The organism is Rhodocaloribacter sp., from assembly GCF_056451265.1.
The window spans coordinates 1-24921 of record NZ_JBWOPL010000019.1; the positions used below are offsets into that span (position 1 = coordinate 1).

The 24921-nt window shown below is 64.7% G+C and carries 22 protein-coding genes and 1 tRNA gene; 10 read left to right on the plus strand and 13 right to left on the minus strand.

Annotated features, from left to right (window positions below; genetic code table 11):
- From AC1HIY_RS02065 to AC1HIY_RS02080, 4 genes are all read left to right on the plus strand, one after another.
- Nucleotides 1–185 (plus strand): integrase core domain-containing protein (locus AC1HIY_RS02065; RefSeq protein ID WP_479575039.1); only part of this gene is annotated, 185 nt, incomplete at its 5' end.
- Between the two features lie 440 nt (nt 186–625).
- Nucleotides 626–784 carry a hypothetical protein gene (locus tag AC1HIY_RS02070; protein ID WP_479575040.1) on the plus strand — a complete coding sequence of 53 codons (159 nt, stop codon included), beginning with the start codon at nt 626–628 and terminating at the stop codon, nt 782–784.
- A gap of 9 nt (nt 785–793) precedes the next feature.
- A complete protein-coding gene (locus AC1HIY_RS02075) occupies nt 794–2143 on the plus strand; it encodes a ThiF family adenylyltransferase (RefSeq protein WP_479575041.1) in 1350 nt (449 codons plus the stop codon).
- Nucleotides 2144–2375: 232 nt separating this feature from the next.
- On the plus strand, nt 2376–3143 hold the full coding sequence (locus AC1HIY_RS02080) for a tyrosine-type recombinase/integrase (protein ID WP_479575042.1): 768 nt from the start codon (nt 2376–2378) through the stop codon (nt 3141–3143).
- Between the two features lie 70 nt (nt 3144–3213).
- Here AC1HIY_RS02080 and AC1HIY_RS02085 read toward each other — a convergent pair.
- A tRNA-Pro gene (locus AC1HIY_RS02085) sits at nt 3214–3290 on the minus strand.
- Between the two features lie 25 nt (nt 3291–3315).
- The gene (locus AC1HIY_RS02090; protein ID WP_479575043.1) at nt 3316–3657 is read right to left on the minus strand and encodes a MerR family transcriptional regulator; all 342 of its coding nucleotides are present in this window, start codon (nt 3655–3657) and stop codon (nt 3316–3318) included.
- 161 nt (nt 3658–3818) lie between these two features.
- Here AC1HIY_RS02090 and AC1HIY_RS02095 point away from each other — a divergent pair, with 161 nt between their 5' ends.
- Both AC1HIY_RS02095 and AC1HIY_RS02100 read left to right on the plus strand, forming a co-directional pair.
- On the plus strand, nt 3819–4742 hold the full coding sequence (locus AC1HIY_RS02095; protein ID WP_479575044.1) for a DMT family transporter: 924 nt from the start codon (nt 3819–3821) through the stop codon (nt 4740–4742).
- 77 nt (nt 4743–4819) lie between these two features.
- A complete protein-coding gene (locus AC1HIY_RS02100) occupies nt 4820–5647 on the plus strand; it encodes a hypothetical protein (protein WP_479575045.1) in 828 nt (275 codons plus the stop codon).
- Nucleotides 5648–5660: 13 nt separating this feature from the next.
- Here AC1HIY_RS02100 and AC1HIY_RS02105 read toward each other — a convergent pair whose 3' ends face one another.
- Nucleotides 5661–8720: an AAA family ATPase gene (locus AC1HIY_RS02105; protein ID WP_479575046.1), complete on the minus strand. Its 3060-nt coding sequence runs from the start codon at nt 8718–8720 to the stop codon at nt 5661–5663.
- 161 nt (nt 8721–8881) lie between these two features.
- Here AC1HIY_RS02105 and AC1HIY_RS02110 point away from each other — a divergent pair, with 161 nt between their 5' ends.
- The 3 genes from AC1HIY_RS02110 to AC1HIY_RS02120 all read left to right on the plus strand — a co-directional run bounded on the left by AC1HIY_RS02110 (nt 8882) and on the right by AC1HIY_RS02120 (nt 12132).
- Entirely contained in the window at nt 8882–10036 is a 1155-nt protein-coding gene (locus AC1HIY_RS02110; protein ID WP_479575047.1) for a PP2C family protein-serine/threonine phosphatase, read from the plus strand.
- Between the two features lie 63 nt (nt 10037–10099).
- Nucleotides 10100–11650 (plus strand): serine hydrolase, encoded by a 1551-nt coding sequence (locus AC1HIY_RS02115; protein WP_479575048.1) that lies wholly within the window; start codon nt 10100–10102, stop codon nt 11648–11650.
- An 86-nt stretch (nt 11651–11736) separates the two neighbouring features.
- Entirely contained in the window at nt 11737–12132 is a 396-nt protein-coding gene (locus AC1HIY_RS02120) for a hypothetical protein (protein WP_479575049.1), read from the plus strand.
- 4 nt (nt 12133–12136) lie between these two features.
- On the opposite strand, the gene AC1HIY_RS02125 is transcribed toward AC1HIY_RS02120, so the two are convergent.
- From AC1HIY_RS02125 to AC1HIY_RS02145, 5 genes are all read right to left on the minus strand, one after another.
- On the minus strand, nt 12137–13375 hold the full coding sequence (locus AC1HIY_RS02125) for a bifunctional alpha/beta hydrolase/OsmC family protein (RefSeq protein ID WP_479575050.1): 1239 nt from the start codon (nt 13373–13375) through the stop codon (nt 12137–12139).
- Nucleotides 13376–13542: 167 nt separating this feature from the next.
- Complete coding sequence (locus AC1HIY_RS02130; protein WP_479575192.1) at nt 13543–14310, minus strand: NRDE family protein; 768 nt, start codon at nt 14308–14310, stop codon at nt 13543–13545.
- Between the two features lie 19 nt (nt 14311–14329).
- On the minus strand, nt 14330–14755 hold the full coding sequence (locus AC1HIY_RS02135) for a hypothetical protein (RefSeq protein ID WP_479575051.1): 426 nt from the start codon (nt 14753–14755) through the stop codon (nt 14330–14332).
- Between the two features lie 89 nt (nt 14756–14844).
- Nucleotides 14845–15420, minus strand: a complete 576-nt coding sequence (gene mnmM / locus AC1HIY_RS02140; RefSeq protein ID WP_479575052.1) for a tRNA 5-(aminomethyl)-2-thiouridylate-methyltransferase MnmM — start codon at nt 15418–15420, stop codon at nt 14845–14847.
- Between the two features lie 14 nt (nt 15421–15434).
- A complete protein-coding gene (locus AC1HIY_RS02145; protein ID WP_479575053.1) occupies nt 15435–16106 on the minus strand; it encodes a class II aldolase/adducin family protein in 672 nt (223 codons plus the stop codon).
- Between the two features lie 199 nt (nt 16107–16305).
- On the opposite strand from AC1HIY_RS02145, the gene AC1HIY_RS02150 reads away from it, so the two are divergent.
- The gene (locus tag AC1HIY_RS02150) at nt 16306–17628 is read left to right on the plus strand and encodes a cyclic 2,3-diphosphoglycerate synthase (protein ID WP_479575054.1); all 1323 of its coding nucleotides are present in this window, start codon (nt 16306–16308) and stop codon (nt 17626–17628) included.
- A 25-nt stretch (nt 17629–17653) separates the two neighbouring features.
- On the opposite strand, the gene AC1HIY_RS02155 is transcribed toward AC1HIY_RS02150, so the two are convergent.
- The 5 genes from AC1HIY_RS02155 to AC1HIY_RS02175 all read right to left on the minus strand — a co-directional run bounded on the left by AC1HIY_RS02155 (nt 17654) and on the right by AC1HIY_RS02175 (nt 24824).
- Nucleotides 17654–18379 (minus strand): esterase family protein, encoded by a 726-nt coding sequence (locus tag AC1HIY_RS02155; RefSeq protein WP_479575055.1) that lies wholly within the window; start codon nt 18377–18379, stop codon nt 17654–17656.
- Nucleotides 18380–18541: 162 nt separating this feature from the next.
- Nucleotides 18542–19423: a hypothetical protein gene (locus tag AC1HIY_RS02160; protein ID WP_479575056.1), complete on the minus strand. Its 882-nt coding sequence runs from the start codon at nt 19421–19423 to the stop codon at nt 18542–18544.
- 123 nt (nt 19424–19546) lie between these two features.
- Nucleotides 19547–20473 (minus strand): DUF6263 family protein, encoded by a 927-nt coding sequence (locus AC1HIY_RS02165; protein ID WP_479575057.1) that lies wholly within the window; start codon nt 20471–20473, stop codon nt 19547–19549.
- A 224-nt stretch (nt 20474–20697) separates the two neighbouring features.
- The gene (locus AC1HIY_RS02170; RefSeq protein WP_479575058.1) at nt 20698–24174 is read right to left on the minus strand and encodes a methylmalonyl-CoA mutase family protein; all 3477 of its coding nucleotides are present in this window, start codon (nt 24172–24174) and stop codon (nt 20698–20700) included.
- Nucleotides 24175–24218: 44 nt separating this feature from the next.
- Nucleotides 24219–24824 (minus strand): hypothetical protein, encoded by a 606-nt coding sequence (locus AC1HIY_RS02175; protein WP_479575059.1) that lies wholly within the window; start codon nt 24822–24824, stop codon nt 24219–24221.
- Nucleotides 24825–24921: the final 97 nt, after the last annotated feature.

Genomic DNA, 24921 nt, shown 5'->3' on the forward strand with positions numbered 1-24921 from the left:
TGGATAACATCTTCATAGAGCGTCTGTGGCGGGCGGTCAAATACGAAGACATCTACCTCAAGGCATACGAGCATGTGCCGAGCTTGGATCGAGGGATGAAGACGTACTTTGGGTATTACAAAGAGGAACGCCCGCACCAGTTATTGGGCTACAAGACCCCGGCCGAGGTGCACTTTCGCCGATAGAGCTTCGGCGGGTTGGACTAGATTCTATCTTATTTTTGCCGGGGAATGGTCTTGACTTGGGAGGCCACCTTAACCTCCTTCAACAATGCGTTTCGTGGCTCAGAATAATAGCATGATCGTGGTGCTTACAGTTCGTCGTACTCGAGTCTGGATGCCTGATCTATAATAAAATTATCCACACGCTTGCCATTGTACCCGGATCCAATTTCTTTAAAGGTGTCTGTTCGAAGGAGGGGAGATGGATGGCCGATGGTCGAAATGCAAACACGCATTTGAACGGCCATCCTTTCAGAGAAGCTCTTTATTCACAAGTATAACCCGAAGGCAAGATGATCGAAACGAAGCCGACCGTAAAACCAGATCGTTTCCCTGCAGGGACGCCTGCGAGACGGAGGAAGCCTCAGAATTCCCGTCTGGAAGCACACCGACCCCTGGTACAAATGCTTGAAGAACTGGAGGCGGAAGCCGACCGACGCCAGAAAGTTGAAATGCGCCAGCACTTCGAACGGGAGAAGGCGCGTCAGGCATTCCTGGAGGAGAAGCGAAAAAAAGAAGAAACCGCCCGCAAAAGAAGAGCGCACCGTCGGTTGTTTGATTGATGAAAGCCTGTGGTAGAACTTGAGGTCCCGGTTTCCTGGTGGTGCGAACGCATAAGGGAAGGGTTACAACAACTCCGCCGCCAACTCGGGCAGCATCGGATCGTTCTGGAAGAGGCGCTTGCGTGGACACCAGTGCGTCATGGGCGGATTCGGGGAGTTGTCTACCGTCCGATTTTCGGAGGTTCACCGGAGAGGAAAGGGAGTCTGCACATCACACTTTGTTCCGATTCCCTGACCTTCTTCGAGGAGTTGGAGGCGCTGCGCGAAGGGCGACGAGATCTGCGAGTCGGGTCGGCATATCTGGTCATCGGCCTGCGTGCATTGAAGGGGCATCTAGAGGGCTACGCCTGTCCCTATGACGGTTTCAAAGCAGCAATAGACCGCGTCGTACTCACCGGGCCCGGAATGGAACGAATGGAGAAGGAGGCGCAGACGGAGCGCGTGAACCCCTGGCAGGTCGATGCTGAGGTGCTCTTCAGTCGGAGCCGGGGCGCGCTCGGTGACGATGCCTGGCAACGCTTGACGAGTGATACCTTCTGCATCGTTGGATGTGGGCGGCACGGCTCGCTGATGGCCGACAACCTGGCCAATATGGGCGTCAGGGCCCTCACCCTGGTCGATCCGGATGTGGTGGATGTGCACTCTATTGATGGAATGGGGCTGGTGGCTTTAGAACAGGTGGACCACCCGAAAGCCAGGGCGGTGGCCGATGCCCTGGAGCAGCGCTATCCATGGTGCCGTGTAACCCCCGTCGTTGCGGATGTGGCGACGTTGGAAGGGATTCAGGCCATCCGTGAAGCCGACGTGGTGATCTCTTGCGTGGATAACGCAGCGGCGCTCCTGACCCTGAATGGGCTGGTAGCCGTCTATGGTCGCCCGGTCCTGGTGATTCTGGGAAGCCGAATCGCAGAGGACGCAGCGGGACGGGACGTCGGGTGCGAGGTGCAGTTGTTGTATCCCCACCAGTATGCGTGCTGTGTGTGTTTCGGGGGAGTGCCCGATCTGCACCGGGTACGGCATCAGATACACGTGCCGGTGCCCGTGGGTCATCGCCCCGAGGCCCCTGAAGATTTTCGTCAACAGCGACTGGGTAGTTTACGCGCCGTAGCCAGCCTCACCGTAGGGCTGGCAGGGGCAATGATCGGAAACGTGTACCGGGGGGACGGCCCCGGAGTGTCCCACTGGACCCGCATGACGTTCGAGGAGGGAATACCGCGTATCGAGACCACCCTTGCAACGTCAAACGCCTCTTTCTCCCTGGGCGATTGTCTCTGTCCCCTTCATGGTTGTAATGACCTGGCTCCATTTCAGCGCTGGCTCCGACGGTCTCGGATTTCGTTCTCGCGACGGTTTCAGTAATGAAAAAGGCCTGGCAGTCCTTATCGGAAAAGACGGTCCATCCGGTAAGTGCTCTGAGCCGGCTTCTCGCTCAGGTGCCACCCGAGATTCCGGGGGAGGTGCCGGCAAAGGTTGACTTGTGTCTGTCCCCCGGTGAAGGAGAGTAGATAGCGTCCAGGTGTCAGCGAGGGTCTCTCTGGTCCGGATGGGTGACAGCTTGGCTTATCAGTGATGGTCAGGGGAGTGGCAGGGCATGATCGAGCAGTCCCCGCTTGATGACGCAAAGAAACCCCGAGCCAGAAAGGGCGTGCCCGCGTTTTTCACCCCTCAGCAGCTTGACAGATTGCTTCAATATGTCGAGCATCACCTGAATGAGAAGCGCCCCTTCCTCGTTGGTCGATCATCGCAGGTACTCTGCCTGCCCGACATGATCCGCGTGGCAGTATCCACCGGACTGCGCCGTGGAGAACTGCTTCACATGCGATGGGCCGATGTGGATTTGCACACGGGTTCCATCCAAGTCCGAAGCTACCACGACGCCGAAACCGGGATACGCTTCGAGGTCAAGGACAGGGAGTCTCGGGTTGTGCCCATCAACGAGGGTGTCAAGGGGATTCTTCTCGCCCGGCAGCCGGAGGAATCCGAGAGCATTCTCGTCTTCCCCGGACATGGCGGCAGGCCTCGTGACGGTCGAAGGCTCAGCCGCACCTTCCGACAATACGTGTTGCAATCAGGGCTCCCAGGCAGCCTGCACTGGCACAGCCTTCGCCACACATTCGCCTCGTGGCTGGCATCGGCGGGCGTCCCCGTCGTTACGATACAGCGCTGGATGGGTCACGCCTCGGTCGAACAGACGATGGTCTACGCTGACCTGCTCCCGAGCGCCCTACGCTGGCAGACCAGCACTCACCATGAAGACCTCTTCAGGCCGTCCGGGGACAATATGGGGACACGCACATACGATTGCACACACCCTTGGGGACAATATGGGGACACAAAAATGGATGATAATGGGCGCTAATGGATGATCCGGGTACAAAGAGAAAGCCCCGAAAACGAGCTTGAATTGCCGTTTTCGGGGCTTTTTGCGTTGGTCGGGACGGCGGGATTCGAACCCACGACCCCTTGCACCCCATGCAAGTGCGCTACCGGACTGCGCCACGTCCCGTCATCTCCGGAAAGCAACGAAAAACTCAGAGGCTTTCCAAGAGCTTCTCTAAAAATACGCGCAGTTCCAAAAGTTCCCGGCGGAGGTCCGGACCGGCGGGTTTCGCTCCGCTTTTTTTACCGCGTTCGGCTTCGAGAACCCGGCGCGCGCCGGCGATGGTGTACTGCTCGTCTCGCAGGAGCGATTGGATGCGCCGAACGACGGCGAGGTCCTCTTCCGTATAGACGCGTTTGCCCGCCCGGCTTTTGCGGGGACTGAGCGCCTCGAACTCGGTCTCCCAGTACCGAAGCACGTGCGGCTTCTCGCCGATGAGGTCGGCCACCTCGCGGATGGAATAGTACAGCCGGGGAATGCTCTCGTCCGCCATCGTCGCGTCAGCCGGTCGGGTCGTGAGGGAAAAGGGCCGGGCGCGGCACGATGCCGCGCGCCTCGCGGGAATCCGCGTGAAATCGATGGGAAGGTACAAAACACGGGCGGCGAAAGTACAGACCTTGCCTCTATATTGCGGGCACTTTTCCTCCACCGCCGATGACCCAGCCGCACGCCCGAGATTGGAAAGCCGACGCCGCACTCGTCTTCGTGGTGCTGGTGTGGGGCTTCAATTTTCCCATCATCAAGGCGGTCCTCGAAGTGATGCCGCCGCATGCGATGAACTTTTTCCGGCTGCTTTGCTCGGCGCTTCTGCTCGGCGGCTTCTACGCGGCGCGCCAGCGGAAACGGGGACGCCCCTTCTTCGCGCCGCTCCGGGCCTACACCGGCCCCGTGGTCGCGCTCGGGCTGCTCGGGTATCTGGTGTATCAGGTCACATTCATCATCGGGATCAACCATACGGCGGCGGGCAGCGCGGCGCTCATCATGGCGAGCGTGCCGCTGTGGTCGGCGCTCCTCGGGCATTTCTTCCGCTTCGAACGGCTGCGGGGGCTCGCGTGGTTCGGGCTCTTCGTCACGCTCTCGGGCACTTTTGCCATCGTGCTCCTCGGAGCAAAGAAGGTGGACTTCGGCGGGGCCGTGCTCTTCGGCAATCTGGTGATGCTGGCGGCGGCGGTTCTGTGGGGCGCGTACACCGCGTTCAACCGTCCGGTGCTCCGCCACGTGTCGCCCCTCGAACTGTCGTTCCTCGGCCTGCTCGTCGCGATGCCCTTCCTGTTCGTCGTGGCCCTGCCCGAGTTCGGGGCGGTGGCATGGCATCGGGTGAACGGGTGGATCTGGCTGGCCCTGCTCTATTCCGGCGGCCTCTCGACGGGTCTCGCGCCGGTGCTCTGGAGCGCTTCCGTGCAGAGCGTCGGAGCGGCCCACACGGCGGCGTTCGGGAACCTCGTGCCCTTCATCGCCCTCTTCAGCAGCCACTTCCTCCTCGGCGAGCCTATCCTTCCGGCGCAGATCTTCGGCGGACTGCTCATCATCGGCGGCATCGTGCTGATGCGACGGGCGCGGCAGCCCGCCCTCTCCTGAAGCCTTGCTTTTGCCCGCGAGCCTGCGTATGCTCGCATGCCCCGCATCTCCCGGATCATCCCACCAACCGACCCGACGTGCGCCCTCTCCCGCTCTCCGCACCCCTGATCCTGCGAACGCTCGGACTCGCCTTCGCCGCTTCCCTTCTCGGGACAACCGGCGCGGCGCACGCACAGAGCATGACCGGCACGGCTCCGCAGATGATCGGCCTCCGCGTCGACCTCTTCCCGGACGCCGACGCGAACCAGGTCCTCCTTCTCGCCTCGCGACGCGTGCCCGTCTCGATGCTCCTGCCGCAAGTCTCGACCGACAGCTATTTCGACATCCTCTTCGGCGCGGCGGGCGTGCGCTTCGGCAAAGGCCAAGACACCGACTTCCGGTGGCGCGCCGGGCTCATCCGCTTCAACCTCTTCCGCCCGCCTTTCGGCATCGGCGCTACGCTGATCGACTTCGATCGGTCGGGCGTCCCCGACATGCATGGTCGGTGGCTCGCCCTCCGCCTCGGCCCCTCCCTCCGGCTCGGCGGCGGCGCCCTCTTCCTCGAACCGCGTCTCCTCGGCAAGGGCGCCCTGAGCAGCCTCAACCTCGGAAGCGTCAACTATGCCGCCTTCGGCACGAAAGCCATGAAGACCTGGACCGCTTTCGAGGCCGGATATACGGCGAAGGTGCTCGTGCAACTCGGCGCGAGCCTCTCTGCCTCAGGCTTCTTCGAACAAGAAGTGCGTTCCGGCGGCCCCGACTTCCGCTTTACCCGGCGCGGCTTCGAAGCGGAGTACAGCCCCCGCCCGGCGCTCCAGGTCTTCGCGCGCTTCGTTTCCGAAGACGCCTCCCTCGACGCAATCGAGATCAAGCTCGAAACCTACTTCTTCGGGCTTCGCGTGACCCCTTCGGCGGGTGGATTGTGACGCGGCGCGAGGCTCAGACGCCGATGATCTCGAAACGTGAACCCACCACGGGATCCTTCTCCACCTCGATCCGGACGGGAAAGACCTCCTTGAGTTCGTCGAGGTGGGTGATGACGAGGATCTTGTCGAAGTCGTCCTGGATGGTCTGGATGGCCTGAACGAGGTTTTCGATGCCCTGAGCGTCCTGCGTCCCGAAGCCTTCGTCGATGACGAGGGTGCGCACGCGGACGCCGCTCCGTTCGGCGAGCAACTGCGCCAGCGCGATGCGGAGCGCGAAGTTGACGCGGAACGCCTCGCCGCCGGAGAAGGTCTCGTACGGTCGGGGCGCCCCCTGTTCGTCGGTGATGATGATGTCGAGCGTCTCTTTCGTGCCGCCGGTCTTCTTGTCCTTCAACGTGTTGAGGCGGACGTGCATCTTGCCTTCGGTGAGGCGGTCGAGCAGTTCGTTGGCGCGATCCTCGATCTCGGGCAGCGTCTGTTCGATGATGAGCGAGGGGATGCCGTGCTTGCCGAAAGCGGTGCGGAGGTGCTTGTACACGGCGTGTTCGGCCCGCGCCTCGGCCTCCTCCTTCCGTCGCGCCTTGAGGGCTTTGCGGTCGCGGCGGGCCTGTTCGAGCCGCGTGTTCAGCGTGCCGATCTGCACCTGGAGACGGTTGAGTGCTTCTTCCGTCTCGGCGCTCTCGCGGGCGACGGCGCGTTGTTTTTCGGCCAGCGCCTCGCGCCCTTCGAGCTCGGCCTCGATCTCCGCGATCCGCCGCACGAGGCCTTCGCGCTCCTCCGCCGTCATCCGAAGGCGTTCCGTCACCTGATCGAGGCTCTCGATCCACGCCTCGCGGTTGTCCCGGGCATGCATCAGCCCCTTCATCCGCTCGCCCGCCTCGCCGAGCGCGCGAAGCGCCTGCCGCACGGCTTCGAGACGCTCCCCGTCGAAGCCGACCTCCCGATGCTGTCTCTCGAGCGCCTGAAGCTGTTTCCGGATCTCGGCAAACGCGGAGCCGTCGTCGAGGATCTTCCGGAGGCGTTCCAGCTCGGACGCTTTGCGCGCGATGCTTTTCTCGAGTTGCCGTTTTCGCCCGGCCACCTCTTCGAGGCGCTTCATCGAATCCTCGTACCGGTCTACCTGCGCCGCCTGCTTCTTCAGCGCCTCATACGCCGCCTCGTCGAAGGGAAGCGCGTCGAGGGCTTTGCGCAGCCCGGCGATCCGCGCGCGCGTCTCCTCAGCGAAGCGTTCCTCCGCAAGCGAGGCCCGAAGCCGTTCGAGCGCTTTGCGCTTGGTCTCGAGCGCGTCCCGCTGTTCCTCCGCATCCCGGATCTTCTCCCGCACCACGCTCAGCCGCTGCGGGACCGAGGCGAGCGCCTTGACCTGCTCGTTCGTCTCGGCGTACACCGCGCGGAGCTCCCTCCGCCGGCGCTCCTCCTCTGCCACACGCGCGCGCGCCTCGGCAATGGCCCGGCGCTTCGCGGCGATGTCCTCCCGGAAGCGCGTCTCCACCCGCGCGCGGTGCTCGGGCGTCAGCGCCGTGCCGCACGTGGGGCAGGACTCCTCTTCGAGCGAAGTGATCCGCGCGAGCTTCTCTTCCAATTCCTCGATGGCCCTCTCATGCGCCTTGATCTGACCCTCGCGTTCCTTGATCCGCTCGGCAATCTCCTGACCTTTCTCGCGCACCTGGTCGAGCTTTTCTTTAAGAGAAAGGAGCTTTTCTTCTGCCTCCCTGAGCTCCGCCTCTTCCTTGCGAAGGGCATCGAGCGTCGCCGCCCGTTCCGCCGTCGCCGCCGCGTCGGCCTCCAGCGCACGGATCCTCCCGACGAGCGCCTCTTTCTCGCGGATCAACTCCCGCTCGGCTTTCTCGAGTTCCGTCTGTAGTTCCCTCCGCCGTTCCCGGACGGCAGTCCTCTCCACCAGCTTCTCCGCCGCCGCCCTCGCCCGTTCGAGAAGCTTTCGCGTCGGCCCCTCTTTCACGAGCTCCGCCTCGCACTGTCTGAGGCTTTCCTGGTCGGCCTTCAATTGCACCTCCAGTTTCTGAATCTGCTTTTCAAGCTCGTTCTTCCGCTCCTGGAGTTCATGCTTTTTCTGCAGGATCTGCCGTTCGATGCCCATGGCCAGGTTCTGCTTATCCGTGAGCGCCTCCCGTTCCTTATTGAGCGCCACGTACCGTTCGTAATCTCGCTTGATCTCTTCCCGCATGGCCAGCAGCCGTTCCGCCTCGGCGATCCTCTTGCGCAGCTTGTGCACCTCCTCCTCGTCGGCCCGGTGTCGGGCATCGAGGCGCTCGAGAGACTCCCGGGCGGTTTCTGCGGCGCGCGCCTGCGCCTCCATCGCCGCGAGGCGTTCGGTGAGCGTTTTCTCCCGGGCGCGCAGGCCTTCGAGCGTCTTCCGGGCCTGCGCGACGGCTTCCGAGACACGCGCGTGCTCCGCCTTCCATTCCGGCTCCCCTTCGAGCGCCCCCGTCAGCCGCTCGATCTCCACGCGCGCCAGCCGCATGGCCTCCTCCGCTTTGCGCACACGCTCCCGCGCCAGGTCCGCCAGTCGCTCGTACCGGCTCAGGTTGAGGATCCGGGCGAGGATCTGCTTCCGCTCCGTGGGCTTCTTCTTCGTGAACTCGTCCGAGCGCCCCTGAAGGAGAAAGGCGGAGTTGATGAACGTATCGTAGTCGAGCCCGAGAATATTCTGGAGGATCTTCTGCGTCTCCCGCATCGACGCGCCCGTGAGCGGCCGGTATTCACCGGCGGCCGGGTCGAAAACATGCGCTTCGAGACCGGATTTGTGCGTCTTCCCCGTCTTCGTCTTCTCGAACCATCGCAGCACGCGGTACCGCTCCCCTTCGAGGTCGAAGGCGAGTTCGACCACCATGCGCCGCGCGCCGATGCGGAGGAGCATCTCGTCCGGCTTCCGGCTGTCGCTCGACTTGCGCGCCTCGCCCCAGAGCGCCCACGTGATCGCGTCGAGGAGGGCCGACTTGCCCTGCCCGTTTCGCCCCGAAAGACAGGCCACGTGGAACTGTTCGAAGTCGAGGGTCGGAGCGGCCGTGCCGTAGCTGAGGAAATTTTCGAGGCGAAGCGAGACGGGGACCATGCGCGAGAATCGAAGAGACGATGCGGGAGAAAGGATCAGGATTCGCAACGAAGATACGGCGTCGAGGATCCCCCCGCGCCTCCGGCTTGCCATCGACGAAAAAAATCGTGACCTTTCGACGGATCCCCCGCCTTCTCCTCTTCTCCGAGCCTCTCTTTTTCGTGAAAATACTGGTCGTGGACGACGAGCCGGACCTCTCCTGGCTCATCCGTCAGAAATTTCGCAAGCGCATCCGTTCGAAAGAGATCCTCTTCTCTTTCGCCGGAGACGGCATCGAGGCGCTCGAATGCCTCGAAGCCGACCCCACGATCGACATCGTGGTGACGGACATCAACATGCCGCGCATGGACGGGCTGACCCTCCTCGACCGGCTGAGCGACTGGAGCCACCCGCTCAAGGTCGTCATCGTCTCCGCCTACGGCGACATGTCGAACATCCGGACGGCCATGAACCGCGGCGCATTCGACTTCATCACGAAGCCCATCGACTTTTCCGACCTCGAAGTGACCATCGAGAAGACGCACCGCGAGCTGGAAACGCACCGACGCGCCGAGGCTCTCGAACGCCGCGTCATGTCGTTCGAACGCGAGCTCGACGTCGCGCGGAAGATTCAGACCTCCTCGCTTCCGACCACGTTCCCCCCCTTCCCCGACCGCTCCGACTTCGACCTCCACGCCGTCATGCGCCCCGCCCGCGAGGTCGGCGGCGACTTCTATGACTTCTTCCTTCTCGACGAGCACCGCCTCGGCTTCGTCCTCGGCGACGTGTCGGGCAAGGGACTGGCGGCGGCGCTCTTCATGGCGAACACGCGGACGCTGCTCCGCGCCACGGCGCTTCAGGGGATGTCTCCCGAAGCATGCCTCCGCCGCGTCAACCGGGTGCTCCACGAAGAACGGGTCAAGGGGATGTTCGTCACGCTCGTCTACGGCATCCTCGACACGCGGACGGGCGAGGTCGTCTATTGCAATGCCGGGCACAACCTGCCTTTCCTCCTCCGCCACGACGGGGACGTGGAGATGCTTCCGCGCGCCCGCAGCCTGGCCGTCTGCCTGCTCTCGGACTTCGACTTCCCCGCGCACGCGCTCCGTCTGGCGCCCGGCGACCTGCTCCTGCTGTACACCGACGGCGTCACCGAGGCCGCCGACACCCGCCGGGATCAGTTCGAAGACGAGCGTTTGCACGAGTGTCTCCGCGCCGCCAACGGCGCCGGACCCGAAGCCGTCATCCAACAGGTGCTCGATGCCGTCGCCGCCTTCACCGACGGCGCCCCGCAGGCCGACGACATCACCATGCTCGCGCTTCGATACCGGGCCTGACCCGCTTTTTTGATGCGTCCCTCCCGGCTCGATGCTTCCCTCCCAATGCCAGCCCTTCCAATGATGCGCTCTCGTTTCCTCCTTCTCCTTGGCTCTCTCTTCCTCGCCCCCCTCCTCCTTCATGCCCAGCCCGCCGACTTTGACGCGTACGTCGAGGAGGTGCTCGAAACGTTCGAGGTCCCCGGCGTCGCGGTCGCCATCGTCCGGGACGGCCGCGTGGTGATGGCGCGGGGTTACGGCGTACGCACGCTCGGAGAGCCCGACCCGGTGGACGCGCACACGCTCTTCGGCATTGCCTCGAACACGAAAGCCTTCACCGCCACGGCGCTCGGGCTGCTCGTCGAGGAAGGCAAGATCGAATGGGACGGGCGGGTGATCGACTATCTGCCGTGGTTCCGGATGGAGGACCCGTACGTCACGCGCGAGATGACCGTGCGCGACCTGCTCGTGCACCGAAGCGGCCTTCCCCTCGGCGCGGGCGACCTTCTGTGGTGGCCCCCCTCGACGTATGACCGGAAGGAGATCACCCGGCGGCTCCGATACGTGCCGATCGAGAAGAGCTTCCGGAGCGCCTATGCCTACGACAACGTCCTCTACCTCGTCGCGGGCGAGGTGATCGAGGCGGTGAGCGGGCAGACGTGGGAGGACTTCGTCCGCACACGCATCCTCGACGTGGTGGGGATGACGGAGAGCAACGTCTCACACGCCGCCGCGACGCACGGAGGCAACGTGGCCACGCCGCACGCCCGCATCGACGGCGTGGTCCGGCCCGTCCGGCCATTCGACAGCGACAACACGAACCCCGCCGGCGGCATCAACAGCAATGCCGTAGACATCGCGAAGTGGCTCGTGACGCAGCTCGACTCCGGGCGCGTGGCGATGGACCGGCGGCTCTTCGCCCCCGCCCTCACACGCGAGCTGTGGACGCTCGTCACGCCCATGCCCATCGGCGATCCGCCGCCGTCGCTCGCCCCGCTCCGGACCCCCTTCCGGGGCTATGCGCTCGGCTTCGAGGTGCGCGCGTACCGGGGCCGGAAGCTCGTCACCCATACGGGCGGGCTGCCGGGCTACGTCTCCCGCATCGCGATGCTTCCGGAGCTCAAGGCAGGCGTGGCGGTGTTCACCAACCAGGAGTCGGGCGCGGCGTTCAATGCCCTCGTCTATCGCGTCCTCGACGACTTCCTCGGCGTCGCGCCGAACGACTGGCTCGGGGCGTACCGGGCACTCGTGGAAGCCTCGCGGGAGCACCTCGCGCGCGTGGAAGCGCAGACCGTCGCCGCCCGCGCCGCCGACGTCGGTCCGTCGCTCCCGCTCGACGCCTACGCCGGCACATACACCGACGCCTGGTACGGCGACATTGAAATCGAGCGGAAGGGCGAGGGCCTCGTCATCCGCTTCGGCCACACCCCGTCGCTCGTCGGCGCCCTCGAACACTGGCAGTACGACACGTTTGTCGCGCGGTGGTTCGACCGCGAGCTGCGCGCCGACGCCTTCGTCACCTTTGCCCTCACCCCCGAGGGTCGCATCCGCGAAGCGAGTATGCGCGCCGTCTCCCCCGCCACCGACTTCAGCTTCGACTTTCACCACCTCCGCCTCGTCCCGAAACCCCGGTGAGCAATCCTGGAAACCGGTCGCGGCGGAGGCGGTTTTCATGGTGCGTCACCCTCGCCGGCACACCCCTCGCCGGCACACGCCTTCCCATGCGCCCGTTCCTCTCGCCCCTCGTCGCCCTCGCCGTCGTGCTCGGAAGCTCCGGGTGCGAGGAGAGCCTGCCCGGGGCAAACTTCGACCTCGAGCCGTTCATCGAGATGGCGAAGAAGGCCGGGTGCGCCGATCAGGCGAACCGGCTCTTTCTCATCGACGGGCGCCTGGTGTTCTGGGATCGCCGGGGATCGTGCGCCGACGCAACCTTCACGTACACCCTCTTCGGCGAGACGCCTGCGGACGTGCTGTGCACGAGCTTCGACTCCTTCGCCGGACCGATGACCTCGTGCCCGGAGGCCTTCACCGACCTTTTCGAGACGATCATCACCCACCTCGACGCCGAAGACCTCGGCCTCGGCGCGGCCCACACCGTCGAGCCCATCCCCTTTTAGCGCATCACGCCTCCGGCGCGTGTTTCCGGAGCGAGGTCTTCACCTCCACCTGCCCGTCGGTGAGCGTGCGATGGACCGGACACCGGTTCGCGATCTGAAGCAGCCGTTCGATCTGCCGCTCGTCGAGGTCGCCCGTAAACTCGAGTTCACGCCCGATGAGATCGATTTTCCGCGTGATCCTCGCCTCACAGTCGCAGTCCTCCGCGTGGACCTTCTTGTGGCTGAGGTGGGCCGTGATGGTCTCTACCGGCCATTGCTTGCGGTCGGCGTACATCCGGAGCGTGATCACGGTGCACGCGCCGAGGGCGGCGGCGAGAAGGTCGTACGGCGATGGTCCCATGTTCGTCCCGCCCGCCGAAAGCGGTTCGTCGGCCACGAGCGGATGTCCGTTGGCCAGAATCTCGGTGCGATAGTGCGAGCGATTGATGTGCGCGATGATGTGGCTGTCGCCATGGTCGCGCTTCTTCCGCTCCTCCTGCGGCGCGCCGATGTATTTCCGCGCCCACGTCGCGATCATCGCGCCGACATACCGGGAATCCTCCGGATTGGTCAACAGGTGATCAGCCTTGTCGAGCGAGATGAAGCTCTTCGGGTGCTGCGCCGCGCGGAAGAGGAGCGAGGCGTTCTCGATGCCGACGATCTCGTCCACGGGCGAATGGAGGATGAGCAGCGCCCGCCCGAGGTTCCGGAGCACACCTTCGACGTTCTGAGCCTCGAGGTCGTCGATGAAGTGCTTTTTGATGGTGAACGGACGCCCGCCGATGGACACCCGCGCTTCCCCCACGTACTCGATCTCGTCGAGGGCGTCCTCGAAGATGTGCCGCACGTGCTCCGGATCGTAGGGCGCTCCGATGGTGGCCACGGCCCGCGCGCTTTCGACGTGCGCCGCCGCCTGAATCACCGCCGCCCCCCCGAGCGAATGCCCGATGAGGATCTTTGGCGCTTCGTATTCCCGCGTCAGAAACGCCGCCGCATCGACGAGATCCTCGACGTTCGAAGAGAAATTGGTTTCGGCAAAGTCCCCCTCGCTCTCGCCGAGCCCCGTGAAGTCGAACCGCAAGACGGCGACGCCCTCCTCGTTGAGCGCCGTGCTGATGTTCTGAACGGCGCTCAGGTTCTTATTGCACGTGAAACAGTGCGCGAAAAGCGCATACGCGATGGGTTCGCTATCGACGGGGAAATCGAGGCGTGCAGACAGTTTCTGCCCTTCCCGGTTCTCGAAAGTAAGGCGTTTATAGTTCATGGCGCTCGTCTGCGGATGACGGTTCGAGGTCGTGCGATGCGGCGGCAGGATGCGGGGAAGTTAGCCCAAATCGGCGAATGATCGATGCATTCATGAAAAATACCCCGACAGGGCCCCGGGGCCGCCTGTCCGTGCGTCCCGTAGGTGGCGGCCGATCCGAAAACGTTTCACGGCGTCCCGGTCGGGAGGCGGAAGCGCCGGGTGAAGGGCGCGGAGCCGTCGGTGGGGAAGGTGCGCTCGTAGACGGTCGTCTCGCCCCGGCCGTTGGTGAGGACGACCGTGGAGGCGCGCGTGCCGTACTTCGGGCTTCGGATGAAGATCGATGAGAGGAGCCGCTCCCATTCGAGGCCGACGCCGGTGTCCGGAAGTTCGTCGTCGGGGGCTTTCGTCTCGTCGGCGAGGAGGGCGAAGAGCGCTTCGGGCTCGATCCGGTCTGTTTCGAGGATCGCCCGGAGGCCGGCCTTTGCGCGGACGACCTTCGGCCACGGGGTGTCGAGGAGGTGGTTGCTCAGACCGTACAGCCCCGACGCGAGGGTCCGGCGCGCGCCCCGGTTCGAGAAGTAATGGAGCGCTCCGCCCGCGCCGACGAGAAGGTTGAAGCCATGGTACCGGTCGGCTTCGGGCGCGAGGCGGTCGAGGAAGGCGGCCGGGGGGTCGTCGCCGAGGAGGAAGCGCACCGGCAGGCGTCCGCGCGAGGGCGCCTCGGGCTGCTCACGCCCCGCCTCACGGTAGTTCGTCACCGTGGCGAAACGCCCGGTGCGCGTGAGGCCGAGCCACGTGCCGCCGCCCCGAAGGTCGCGCCCGGCGAGGAGATCCGGCGCATCTTCCCAGAAATCCATCGGGGCCGTCGGGCGGTCGAGGAACTCGTCCCGGTTCGAGAGGAAGACGAACGGGTACGCGCTGCTCTGGCGAAAACTGAAGGCGATGAGACACATCGGCGACACACCCCTTCGGTCAGGAGCCGCCCGGAGCGGACGATCTGCGCGTGGCCGTGAGCGGGAAAGAGCCGAAGCCCGGCACCTCGATGCGTCCCGTCATCGCGTCGCCCTCGACGGTGACCTCGGCGGTCGTGCGCGACTTCTGCCCGTCGAGGTCGAGCAGGGCGGCGAAGGAGAAGGTCTTGCCGTCGAAAGAAGCGTCTTCGATGGGCACGGTTTGAAACAGCACGTCCACCTTGAGCCGGCCGGTGTACGTCCCGTCGGCGTAGTGCACCGTGAGCGTGCCCGGCGCATTGCCCTGCGGTGTGTTTTTCACCACATAGTCCCACGTTCCCACGACGGCCGGCGTCTTCGGCGTCGAGCGGAGCAGCCCGCACCCGGCAGTGAAGAACAGGAGTGGAAGGACGACGAGGGCAAGCCGGCGGAGAGAGACGCTTTTCATCGGGTTGATCTTCAAAGGAAAGGAAGGTGAGACGGGTTGGAACGGGGCACAAGTTCCGGTTTTCGCGTGCGGAAATCAACCGCCGGCGCTCAACCGAATTTCTCGACGGCGAGCAGCCACGGGGGCGCGTTTCGCTGGTTGACGAAGCGGTACGTCAAGGCCTGGAAGCGACGCTGGTCGAGTGTTTCGGCCCACGCCGCTACGGCGTCGGACTCCTCCGCCCCGCCCGGATGTCCGGCGTACACGACGACCGTGAGCACGCCGCCCGGCGCGAGGACGTCGAGGGCGGCGGAGAGGGCCGGGATCGTCGTTTCGGGCCGGGTGATGCGGCGGTGGTCGCCCCCCGGCAGATAGCCGAGGTTGAACGTGACGGCCCGCACCCGCCCGACGGCCTCCGGCGGCAGCGCCGCGCGCATGGCCTCGTGGCCTCTTTCGAAGAGCGTCACACGTCCGGCGAGCCCGGCCGCCTCGAGCCGGCGACGGGTGCGTCGGAGCGCCTCGGACTGCACGTCGAAGCCAAAGACCCGTCCCGTTTCACCGACGCGCTCGGCCAGGAAACACGTGTCGCGCCCGTTCCCGACCGTCGCGTCCACAGCGAGGGCCCCGGCTTCGAGCGCCGCCCCCGCCAGACCCTTTGCGAAGTCGAGCGGTTTTTCGAGAATCATCGCGGCGCGGGTGTTCAGGCCTGAAGGACGAAGTCGCAGAGGGTGAGACGGCACGCGCCGGCGTGATACCGTTCCAGGGTGCGCCCGGCCTCCTCCGCCGTACGGCCGAAGACGACGAGGCCGTCCTCGTGCCCGCCCATGACGAAGATGCCGAGCCTGCGCGCCTCGCTTTCCCGGAAGAGCCGTCGCACCTCCGCGGCCATCTCGGGCGTGCCGTAAGCCACCGAGGCGCGGGTCTCGGGCAAGCCGAGGGTGCGGGCGTTGTGCCAGATCTCCGGGCTGTGCACGTGCATCACGAAGCGCACCGCCTCGTCGAGGGCATAGATCGTCCCGTGCGTCATCGACTCCGAAGAAGGGCGGATCGGCCCCTCGGACACGACGAGGTTCTCCTCCGGGAAACAGGCCTCGACGACGGCATAATGGCGCCCGTCGAGGACGGGAAGGCCGCCCGTCTGCGTGCCGGTGATGACGAAGCGGCGGCGATGCGGCGGGCGCAGAAGCGGGCCGATGCGGGCGCTGACGTTGCCGTAGGCCTCGCCGCCGTACCGGTTCGGATCCTTCCCGATCAGCCGGGCCGCATACAGCTTCTGCCGCCACAGGTTGAGCCTCCGGATCTGCGCGTAGACCAGCGGCGGCCCCTTCCGGTGCCGGAGTCGAAACTTGATGACGCCTTCCTGCCGGTCCATGCCTTCGCTCCGCTTCGTGGGATGCCCGCGCTCCCAGTATAGAAAAAAGAGCGGGGCCGTAAAACCCCGGAGCGTCGATTCCAGGCCCGCCGGGGCGCCGCGGAGCGAAAAAGTGAACGCATCGGGGCGCGCGCATTGCGTGGGCGGACGCGGCGTGTTAGGTTTCGAGGCCCTTCCCACTCATGAACGGTGCGTGCTCATGAAACAGCGTGTCCTCATCCTCGGCGCCGCCGGCCGGGACTTCCACACCTTCAACGTCTTCTTCCGCGACGACGACCGGTACGAGGTCGTCGCCTTCACAGCCACGCAGATCCCGAACATCGAGGGGCGGCGGTATCCCATCGAGCTTGCCGGGCCGCGCTATCCCGAAGGCATCCCCATCGTGCCGGAGGACGACCTCGAAGCGCTCATCCGGGCGCACGACATCGACCTCGCCGTCTTCGCCTACAGCGACGTCTCGCACGAGCACGTGATGCACCTCGGCGCGCGCGCGACGGCCGCCGGAGCGAGCTATCTCCTCCTCGGGCCGCGCCAGACGATGCTCACCTCCGCAAGGCCCGTGGTGGCGGTGTGCGCCACGCGGACGGGCTCGGGCAAGAGCCAGACGAGCCGCCGCGTGGCCGCGCTGCTCACCGAACACGGCCGACGCGTCGCCGTCGTGCGCCACCCGATGCCCTACGGCGACCTCGCGCGGCAGGCCGTCCAGCGCTTCGCCACCTACGAGGACCTCGACCGCCACGAAACGACCATCGAAGAGCGCGAAGAGTACGAACCCCACCTCGACGCCGGACGCATCGTCTACGCCGGGGTGGACTACGAGGCCATCCTTCGACGCGCCGAAGAGGAGGTCGACATCATCGTGTGGGACGGCGGAAACAACGACTTCAGCTTCTTCCGCCCGGACCTCCTCTTCGTCGTGATGGACCCGCACCGCCCGGACCACGCCCTCCACTACCACCCCGGCGAAACCAACGCCCGCATGGCCGACGTGATCGTGATCAACAAGGTGGACACGGCTTCCTTCGAAGATGTGCTGACCACCCGCCGCGTAGCCGCCGAACTCAACCCCGAGGCGACCCTCATCGAAGCGGCGAGCCCGATCTTCGTCGAGGACGGCGCGCAGATTCGGGGCAAACGGGTGCTCGTCGTCGAAGACGGCCCCACGCTCACCCACGGCGGGATGGCTTTCGGCGCGGGATGGATCGCCGCCCGGCGGTACGGCGCCGCCGAGATCGTGGACCCGCGTCCGTTTGCCGTCGGCTCCATCGGAGAGACGTACGCCCGGTATCCGACCACCGGCCCCGTGCTTCCCGCAATGGGCTACGGGAAAACGCAGATGGAGGAACTCGCGGCCACCATCACCCGCGCCGAAGCCGACCTCGTCCTCGTCGCCACCCCCATCGACCTCCGCCGCGTCATCTCCTTCGACAAGCCCGCGCTCCGGGCGCGATACGAGCTTCAGGAAATCGGCGAACCCACGCTCCGGGACATCCTCGACGACTTCGTGGAAGCACTACCGTGAGTGTCCGGCCTTCCCGCGTCCGAGCCTAAATCTTGCTCAGGAAATACGGGAGCATTTTCCGCCAGGTGGGCCAGTCGTGCGGCATGTCGTAGCCCCAGAGGTCCAGCTCGTGCGGGATCCCTTTCGTGTGAAGGATCCACGAGAAGTGTTTCGCGGCCTCGGGGCTCTCATAGGCTCCCTGGCCCGAAGCGATGATGATCCGTTTCTGCCGGAGTTGCTCCAGGAGGTGCTCGTCGTTCAGGTTCGGCACATAGTCGGCAGGGGAGTTGAAATACACGTCCTCGTCCCAGTAGCCTTTCGTGTAGGTTTTGAGGTCATAGACGCCGCTCATGGCAACCGTGCCCGCGAAGAGGTCGGGACGCCGGAAAAGCGTGTTGAGCGCGTGCAGGGCGCCGAGCGACGCCCCGGACGTGATGATCGGGACCTGGCCCTTGCAATCGTTGAAGATGAACGGGACCACTTCCTCGGACACGTAGCCGTTGTACTGTTGATGCCGGATCGCCTTGTGGCGCGGGTGCATCTCGTCGTTGAGCCAGCTCTCCCGGTTGATGCTGTTGATCGAGTACACCTTGCACGTTCCGCTTTCGATGAGCGGCGCGAGCGCGTCGATCATCTGGAAACGTTCGTATTCGAGAAAATCGGCGGCAGCGGTCGGAAAAAGGAGCACGGCAAACCCGTAGTGCCCGTAGGCCACAATCTCCATTTCCTTGTTGAGGCGGGGACTCCACCAGCTTTGTATCTCCCTTCGCATGGACAATCTATCGTTTAGAAATCTTTTCAGGACACAAGAAAACGCGCGGCGGGCGCCCAGGACGGGGACGCTCACCACGCGTGCGACCAAAGTACGAAACCCCGAACCGGCAGATTCCGCTCAAATATTAGACTTTTGAGAATTTGCTTCGTGCATCCTCGCTCATCTCCCCACGCGCTTCATCGCGTCGAGGTCGTCATAGTCGATGGCTTCCCGGAGGTCGTCGAGGTCGCTCTCGTCGAGGTCGCGGCCTTTCGCCTCGACGGTCACCACGAAGCGCTCTCCGACGACGATCTCCATCTCGTACGTTCTCCATGACCCTTCGCGCTCGAACCGTTCGTGGGCGGGGAACCCCTGATAGGTGAGCGTGCGCTCGAAGCCCCAATCCCCCTCCCGGTCGATGTCCAGGTCGAGCCAGTCCAGCCCGGTCATGGCGGCGCGGCGAAGCGATCCGAGGTCGACGATGGTCAGTTCCATTTCGCGGTCGTCGTCTTCATACTCGGCGGTGACCTTCGAGAGGTGGATGCCGAGCGCGCCGACCCGTTCCCCTTCCACATCCACGCGCTTCATGCCGGCCACACGGCGAGGCAACAGGTCTTCAAGCTTTCGCCAGTCGACGGGCTTCACGCCGCCCTCGTCCCGGAACGCATCGCCGAGCCGACGCATCTTTTCGCCGAAGCCGCGCAGGACGTCGCCGAAGGGGCGGTCGAAGACATCGGCGGCTTCTTCCCACGCTTCGAGCGCTTCCTCCCGGGCCTCGCGCGCCTCTGCCCAGTCCTCATCCAGACGCCGCCGCTTGTTTTCGGCCAGATGTGCCCGGGCCTCCTGCGCGCGCTCCCAGGCTTCCTCGGCGCGTTCGCGCGCTTCCTCCGCCTTGATCCACGTGTCCTCGGAGCCTTCCTCCACGGCCTTTTCCGCCCACTCCTCCGCTTCCTCATACCGTTCTTCCGCCCGCTCGATCAGCGCGCGTTCCTCGCGCACCTCGTCCGCGCACCCGACCCCAAAAAACAGGAGGGCGGCCAGGGGAATGATTCGTTTCCACATGATGGTCTCCGGTAGGATGGCTCAAGAAAGTCAATGCCGGCGCTCAAAAACCAGCGCCTCTCCCGGCTCTACGGAAAAGGCGCTGATTTTGTGTCAACCGGCGGAACCCGTATGGGCGCACGCCTATTGTTCGAGTTGGAGCGAGGTTTTCGTCTTCATGTCGAGCGGCCACGTCATCGCGCCGTCGTTGACGAGCATGTCGCCCGAGACGTGCTGTTCCATCTCCGACGCCACGACCATGCCGCTGCCGACCTCCATGGTGGCCGTGCCTTTCTGCGTGCCCGAGAGGTCGAGTACGATCTCCATCCCCCCCATGTTCATCGGCTCATCGCTCGCCGCCGTGATGTTGCTCCGGACGGAGAGCTCTGCCCGGCCGCCTTCGATCGTCTCCACCCGGTACGTGGTGGCGATTTTCAGCGGGAGTCCGGTGTTGAGCACGATGTCTTTCGACCACGTGTCTCCGACGCCGACCGGCTCCTCGGGGTAGATGGCGAACATCGTTTCCATCTGTGACTTGATCGCCTCGGCTCCGAACTGCCGCCGCAACCCCTGTTCCACCTGCGCTTTCATGGTGGGGTCAATCTCCTCGAACTGTTTCATGACGTTCGCCAGCATCTCATCCACGCCGGCAACGTCTTGCACGAGTCCCATCTCGTTGAACGTCAGCGTCAGGCTCTGGCCCTGAAGCCCGGCAAACCCCTTCGCCTGCATCGGCAGCGTCTCCGGCGGGTTCTCCGAATCGTAAAGGATGTCGCCCATCGGACCGGACTGTTCGAAATAGATCCGGTAATAGGTGACTTTCACCCGGTAGACGCCGTCGTCGGCGCTGAGCACGTCGTACCGGTAGCCCATCCCGATTTTCTGTTTGACGGCCTGCTCCTGCCCCATGACCACCTGGTTGATGTCCTGATCGATGAGGTTGTAGAGCCGGTAGGAGTCGCCGGCCTTCAGGTGGAGGCGGAGCGAGACTTTGTCGTTGTGGAAGGCCGTCGATGCCGCCAGCACGATGAAAAGCAGCAACAACCCGACGGTTTTCTTGAAAGGGTTCATAAGTTTGATTTCCCGTTGATGGTAAGGATAAAAAAGGGAGCGCATCGAGGCGGTCCATCGTAGGCCGGAAGCTGACCGGCGCTCCGGTTGCTCCGTACGCCCCGAGAGTCCGGAGGATGCACACGCGTGGGGGCCATGCCCCGCAAAGGTGCGAGACGCCGATCATTCCCGCCGGAAACACGGCGTCTCGCCTCCGAGCGGATCACGGCGTTTCGGTGCGCGCGTCACATGTTGCGCCGGTACTGCCCGCCGACCTCGAAGAGCGCCTGCGTGATCTGGCCGAGCGAGCACACTTTGACGGTCTCCATGAGCGCCTCGAAGACGTTGCCGCCGGAGCGGGCCGTTTCCTTGAGCGTCTCGAGCGCCGCCGTCGCCCGCCCGGCGTTTCGTCGCTGGAAGGCGCGAAGCATCTCGATCTGACGGCGCTTCTCCTCTTCCGTCGAGCGCATCAGCGCCACCGGCCCCTTGTCTTCCCCGCTCTGGCCGTTCTTCGGAAGAAACGTGTTGACGCCGATGACGGGAAGCTTGCCGGAGTGCTTCAAACGCTCGTAATGGAGCGACTCTTCCTGAATCTTGCCCCGTTGATACATCGTCTCCATCGCCCCGAGCACGCCGCCCCGGTCGTTGAGGCGCTCGAATTCGCGGAGCACCGCTTCCTCGACGAGGTCCGTCAGCTCCTCGATGATGAAAGCGCCCTGAAGCGGGTTCTCGTTCTTCGCCATGCCGAACTCCCGGTTGATGATGAGCTGGATGGCGATGGCTCGCCGCACGCTCTCCTCCGTCGGGGTAGTGATGGCTTCGTCGTAGGCGTTCGTGTGGAGGGAGTTGCAATTGTCGTAGATCGCCAGCAGAGCCTGGAGCGTGGTGCGGATGTCGTTGAACTGGATCTCCTTCGCGTGCAGGCTTCGGCCCGACGTCTGGATGTGGTACTTTAGCTTCTGGCTGCGTTCGTTCGCGCCATACTTCTCCCGCATCGCCACGGACCAGATGCGCCGCGCCACGCGCCCGATGACGCTGTATTCCGGGTCCATGCCGTTCGAGAAGAAGAACGACAGGTTCCGCGCGAAGGCGTCCACGTCCATCCCGCGCGAGCGATAGTATTCGACGTACGTGAAACCGTTCGAGAGCGTGAAGGCGAGCTGCGTGATCGGATTCGCGCCGGCCTCGGCGATGTGATAGCCGGAGATAGAGACCGAGTAGAAATTCCGAACGTCGTGGTCGATGAAATACTGTTGCATGTCTCCCATGGCGCGGAGGGAGAACTCGGTCGAGAAGATGCACGTGTTCTGCGCCTGATCTTCCTTCAGGATGTCCGCCTGCACGGTCCCGCGCACGACGCGAAGCGCCCGTTCGCGGATCGCTTCATACTCCTCCGCCGAGAGCACGCCCCAGTCGACGAGGTCGGAGCCGGTGCATCCGAGCAGTCCGAGACCGGAGCCGTCGTGCGTCTCGGGCAGGCCCTCTTCCGGACCGCCCGGACCATAGGGGACGTATGCGGGCCGTTGCGGGCCGAGCTTTTCGGTGATGACGCGATCAGCCGCTTCCCATCGCCCCTGCTCCCGGAGGTAGTACTCGACCTGCTGATCGATGGCCGTGTTGAGAAACATCGCGAGCATCATCGGAGCGGGGCCGTTGATGGTCATCGAGACGCTCGTCTTCGGGTCGCACAGGTTGAAGCCGGAATAGAGCTTCTTCACGTCGTCGAGGGTGCAGATGGAGACGCCCGAGTTGCCGACCTTCCCGTAGATGTCGGGCCGTTCGTCGGGGTCGAAGCCGTAGAGCGTCACCGAGTCGAATGCGGTGGAGAGGCGTTTGGCGGGCATGCCGGCGGAGACGAGGTGGAAGCGCCGGTTCGTGCGTTCCGGACTTCCCTCGCCCGCGAACATGCGGGTCGGGTCCTCGTCGCCGGTGCGCTTGAAGGGGAAGACGCCGGCGGTAAAGGGGAAGTATCCGGGCAGGTTTTCGAGGAGCGCGAAGCGCAGCCGCTCGCCGGGGTCCTCGGTGCGCGGAAGCGCCACGCGCGGGATCTTCGTCCCGGAGAGCGACTCGTGAAAGAGCGGCGCCGTAATCTCCCGGTTTCGCACCTGGTACGTGAAGGTATCCTGCCGGTAGGCCTCGGCGAGTTCATCCCAGTTTTCGAGGATGCTTTTCGAACGGGCGTCGAGCTTGTTCCACCAGTGCCGCGCCATCGCGTCCAGGCGGTCGATGAGCGCGTCGCGGTCTTCCGGGGCCCAGGCTTCGACCTGCCTTCGCGCGCCGACGGCCTCGCCCCACTTCCGGGCAAAGGCGACCTGCGCCTCGGCGTGCGCCCGGTACGTCCGGCACGTCTCGGCGATCTCTCCGAGGTAGCGCTGTTGCCGGGGCGGGATGACGGCCAGTTCGGACGGATCGATCTCCGGAAGCGCTTCCTTCCGGTACACACGAGATACGCGCCCGAAATCGAACGTCTCATTGAGATGATCGAGGAGGGCAAGGTACAGACGGGTCACGCCGGGATCGTCGAAATGGGAGGCCATCGTCGGGAAAACGGGCATCTCCTCGGGGGATCGGTCGAAAAGTCCCCGGTTGCGCTGCACCTGTTTGCGCACGTCGCGGAGCGCGTCCTCGCTGCCCCTTTTCTCGAACTTGTTGAGCGCCACGAAGTCGGCCACGTCGAGCATGCCGATCTTTTCGAGCTGGGTGGGCGCGCCGAAATCCTGCGTCATCACGTAGAGGGAGACGTCGGTCAGATCGGCGACCTCGGTGTCGCTCTGCCCGATGCCGGCCGTCTCGACGAGGATGAGGTCGAAGCCGGCGGCGCGGCACACGTCGATGCTTTCGCGGAGGGCTCTGGAGGTAGCCCGGTTGGCCCGACGGGTGGCAAAGCTGCGCATGTAGACCCGGTCGGCGTGCGGCCCGTAGATGGCGTTCATGCGGATGCGATCGCCCAGAAGCGCCCCGCCGGTGCGCCGTTTCGTCGGATCGACGGAGAGCAGGGCAATGTGGAGATCCTCGAAGTCATTGAGGAAGCGCCGGACGAGTTCGTCGGTGAGGGTGGACTTGCCCGCGCCGCCGGTCCCGGTGACGCCGAGCGTGGGGGCGTGGGGGATCTCCGGCACGAGGTCTCGGATCCAGGCTTCGATCTCCACCGGCGCGCTTCCGCCGTCCCCCGCCGCCACGAGCGCGCCGGTGGACTCCCGGTGCTCGATGGCCGTGAGCACCCGCGCCAGCGCCATCGGATCGCGCCGCCGCACGGCTTCCCGCTCGCCGTTGAGTTGCCGGACCGTCGGGAAGTCGCACTGTTCGAGCATGTAATTGATCATCCCCTGAAGCCCCATCCGAAGGCCGTCGTCGGGCGAGAACACTTTACAGATGCCGTACGCTTCGAGCTCGGCGATCTCTTCCGGCACGATCACCCCGCCGCCGCCGCCGAAAATCCTGACGTGCCCGGCCCCGCGCTCCTGGAGGAGATCATACATATATTTGAAAAACTCCATGTGCCCGCCCTGATACGACGAGACGGCGATGCCCTGCACGTCCTCTTCGATGGCGGTATCGACGATCTCCTGCACCGAGCGGTTGTGGCCCAGATGGATCACCTCCGCCCCGCTCGCCTGCAGGATGCGGCGCATGATGTTGATCGCCGCGTCGTGCCCGTCGAAGAGGCTCGCGGCGGTGACGAAACGGATGGTGTGCCTGGGTTTATAGATCGTTGCTTCCATGGGGCCGCGACGCTTCGTTCGAAAAAGTGAATCCGACGGAATGGTTATTCGGTCGCATTGAGGTAGGAGACGTACTGCACCGCCGACTCTTGCTCCAGCGCTTCGACGGCGGCTCCTTCTGCCCCCGGCGCGACGGCGATGACGAGTTCGTTCGGCGTCTTCGAGATCATGTGGATCCGGAGGTGCGGGACCCGTTCCGCCGTCATGCGCGCCCGGGCTTTCGTCGCCGTTTCGGAGAAGGTAAGGGTCACCTGATACCGATCAAAGCCTTCGGTGTGGAGCAACCGTTGCGCCGAGAGGGTGGAATCCTCCCGCACCGCCTCCCGAAGACCGGCTTCCATGTCCGCCACCTCCACGTCCACGACGAGCGGAGCCGTCTCGAGCCGGGCGCGCTCTTCGGGGGTCAGGGGCCGGGCCGAGGCCGCCCACACGCGCACCGGGTTGTAGTACGACTCGACGACCGCGAAGCCGTGCGCCCGCACGAGCGCGCGCGCGTCCGCCTCCGAGACCTCCGGGCCGAACGTCACCGCCAACCGACCCGCGACGAGGTGGTATTCCTCCGGGATTTCGTATTCGACGGTCTGAGCCGTCCCCGGATGAACCGGGAGGCTGAACAGGAAAGCGCAAAGCAGAAGCGGGTATTTTCTCATAAAAACCGGGGTTCGGGTAAAACCGGGGTTCGGGCGCTCGGGAATCGCGCGGTGCGCCGCATGGCTTCCGGACGGCCTACGCCCTCCATAACGCCTT

Excerpts from the sequence above, each read along its gene's own strand:
- AC1HIY_RS02070 (WP_479575040.1), top strand. The coding sequence starts at position 626 with ATGCTTGAAGAACTGGAGGCGGAAGCCGACCGACGCCAGAAAGTTGAA.
- AC1HIY_RS02080 (WP_479575042.1), top strand. The coding sequence starts at position 2,376 with ATGATCGAGCAGTCCCCGCTTGATGACGCAAAGAAACCCCGAGCCAGA.
- AC1HIY_RS02090 (WP_479575043.1), bottom strand. The coding sequence starts at position 3,657 with ATGGCGGACGAGAGCATTCCCCGGCTGTACTATTCCATCCGCGAGGTG.
- AC1HIY_RS02095 (WP_479575044.1), top strand. The coding sequence starts at position 3,819 with ATGACCCAGCCGCACGCCCGAGATTGGAAAGCCGACGCCGCACTCGTC.
- AC1HIY_RS02105 (WP_479575046.1), bottom strand. The coding sequence starts at position 8,720 with ATGGTCCCCGTCTCGCTTCGCCTCGAAAATTTCCTCAGCTACGGCACG.
- AC1HIY_RS02115 (WP_479575048.1), top strand. The coding sequence starts at position 10,100 with ATGCGCTCTCGTTTCCTCCTTCTCCTTGGCTCTCTCTTCCTCGCCCCC.
- AC1HIY_RS02120 (WP_479575049.1), top strand. The coding sequence starts at position 11,737 with ATGCGCCCGTTCCTCTCGCCCCTCGTCGCCCTCGCCGTCGTGCTCGGA.
- AC1HIY_RS02125 (WP_479575050.1), bottom strand. The coding sequence starts at position 13,375 with ATGAACTATAAACGCCTTACTTTCGAGAACCGGGAAGGGCAGAAACTG.
- AC1HIY_RS02130 (WP_479575192.1), bottom strand. The coding sequence starts at position 14,310 with ATGTGTCTCATCGCCTTCAGTTTTCGCCAGAGCAGCGCGTACCCGTTC.
- AC1HIY_RS02135 (WP_479575051.1), bottom strand. The coding sequence starts at position 14,755 with ATGAAAAGCGTCTCTCTCCGCCGGCTTGCCCTCGTCGTCCTTCCACTC.
- mnmM (WP_479575052.1), bottom strand. The coding sequence starts at position 15,420 with ATGATTCTCGAAAAACCGCTCGACTTCGCAAAGGGTCTGGCGGGGGCG.
- AC1HIY_RS02145 (WP_479575053.1), bottom strand. The coding sequence starts at position 16,106 with ATGGACCGGCAGGAAGGCGTCATCAAGTTTCGACTCCGGCACCGGAAG.
- AC1HIY_RS02150 (WP_479575054.1), top strand. The coding sequence starts at position 16,306 with ATGAAACAGCGTGTCCTCATCCTCGGCGCCGCCGGCCGGGACTTCCAC.
- AC1HIY_RS02155 (WP_479575055.1), bottom strand. The coding sequence starts at position 18,379 with ATGCGAAGGGAGATACAAAGCTGGTGGAGTCCCCGCCTCAACAAGGAA.
- AC1HIY_RS02160 (WP_479575056.1), bottom strand. The coding sequence starts at position 19,423 with ATGTGGAAACGAATCATTCCCCTGGCCGCCCTCCTGTTTTTTGGGGTC.
- AC1HIY_RS02165 (WP_479575057.1), bottom strand. The coding sequence starts at position 20,473 with ATGAACCCTTTCAAGAAAACCGTCGGGTTGTTGCTGCTTTTCATCGTG.
- AC1HIY_RS02170 (WP_479575058.1), bottom strand. The coding sequence starts at position 24,174 with ATGGAAGCAACGATCTATAAACCCAGGCACACCATCCGTTTCGTCACC.
- AC1HIY_RS02175 (WP_479575059.1), bottom strand. The coding sequence starts at position 24,824 with ATGAGAAAATACCCGCTTCTGCTTTGCGCTTTCCTGTTCAGCCTCCCG.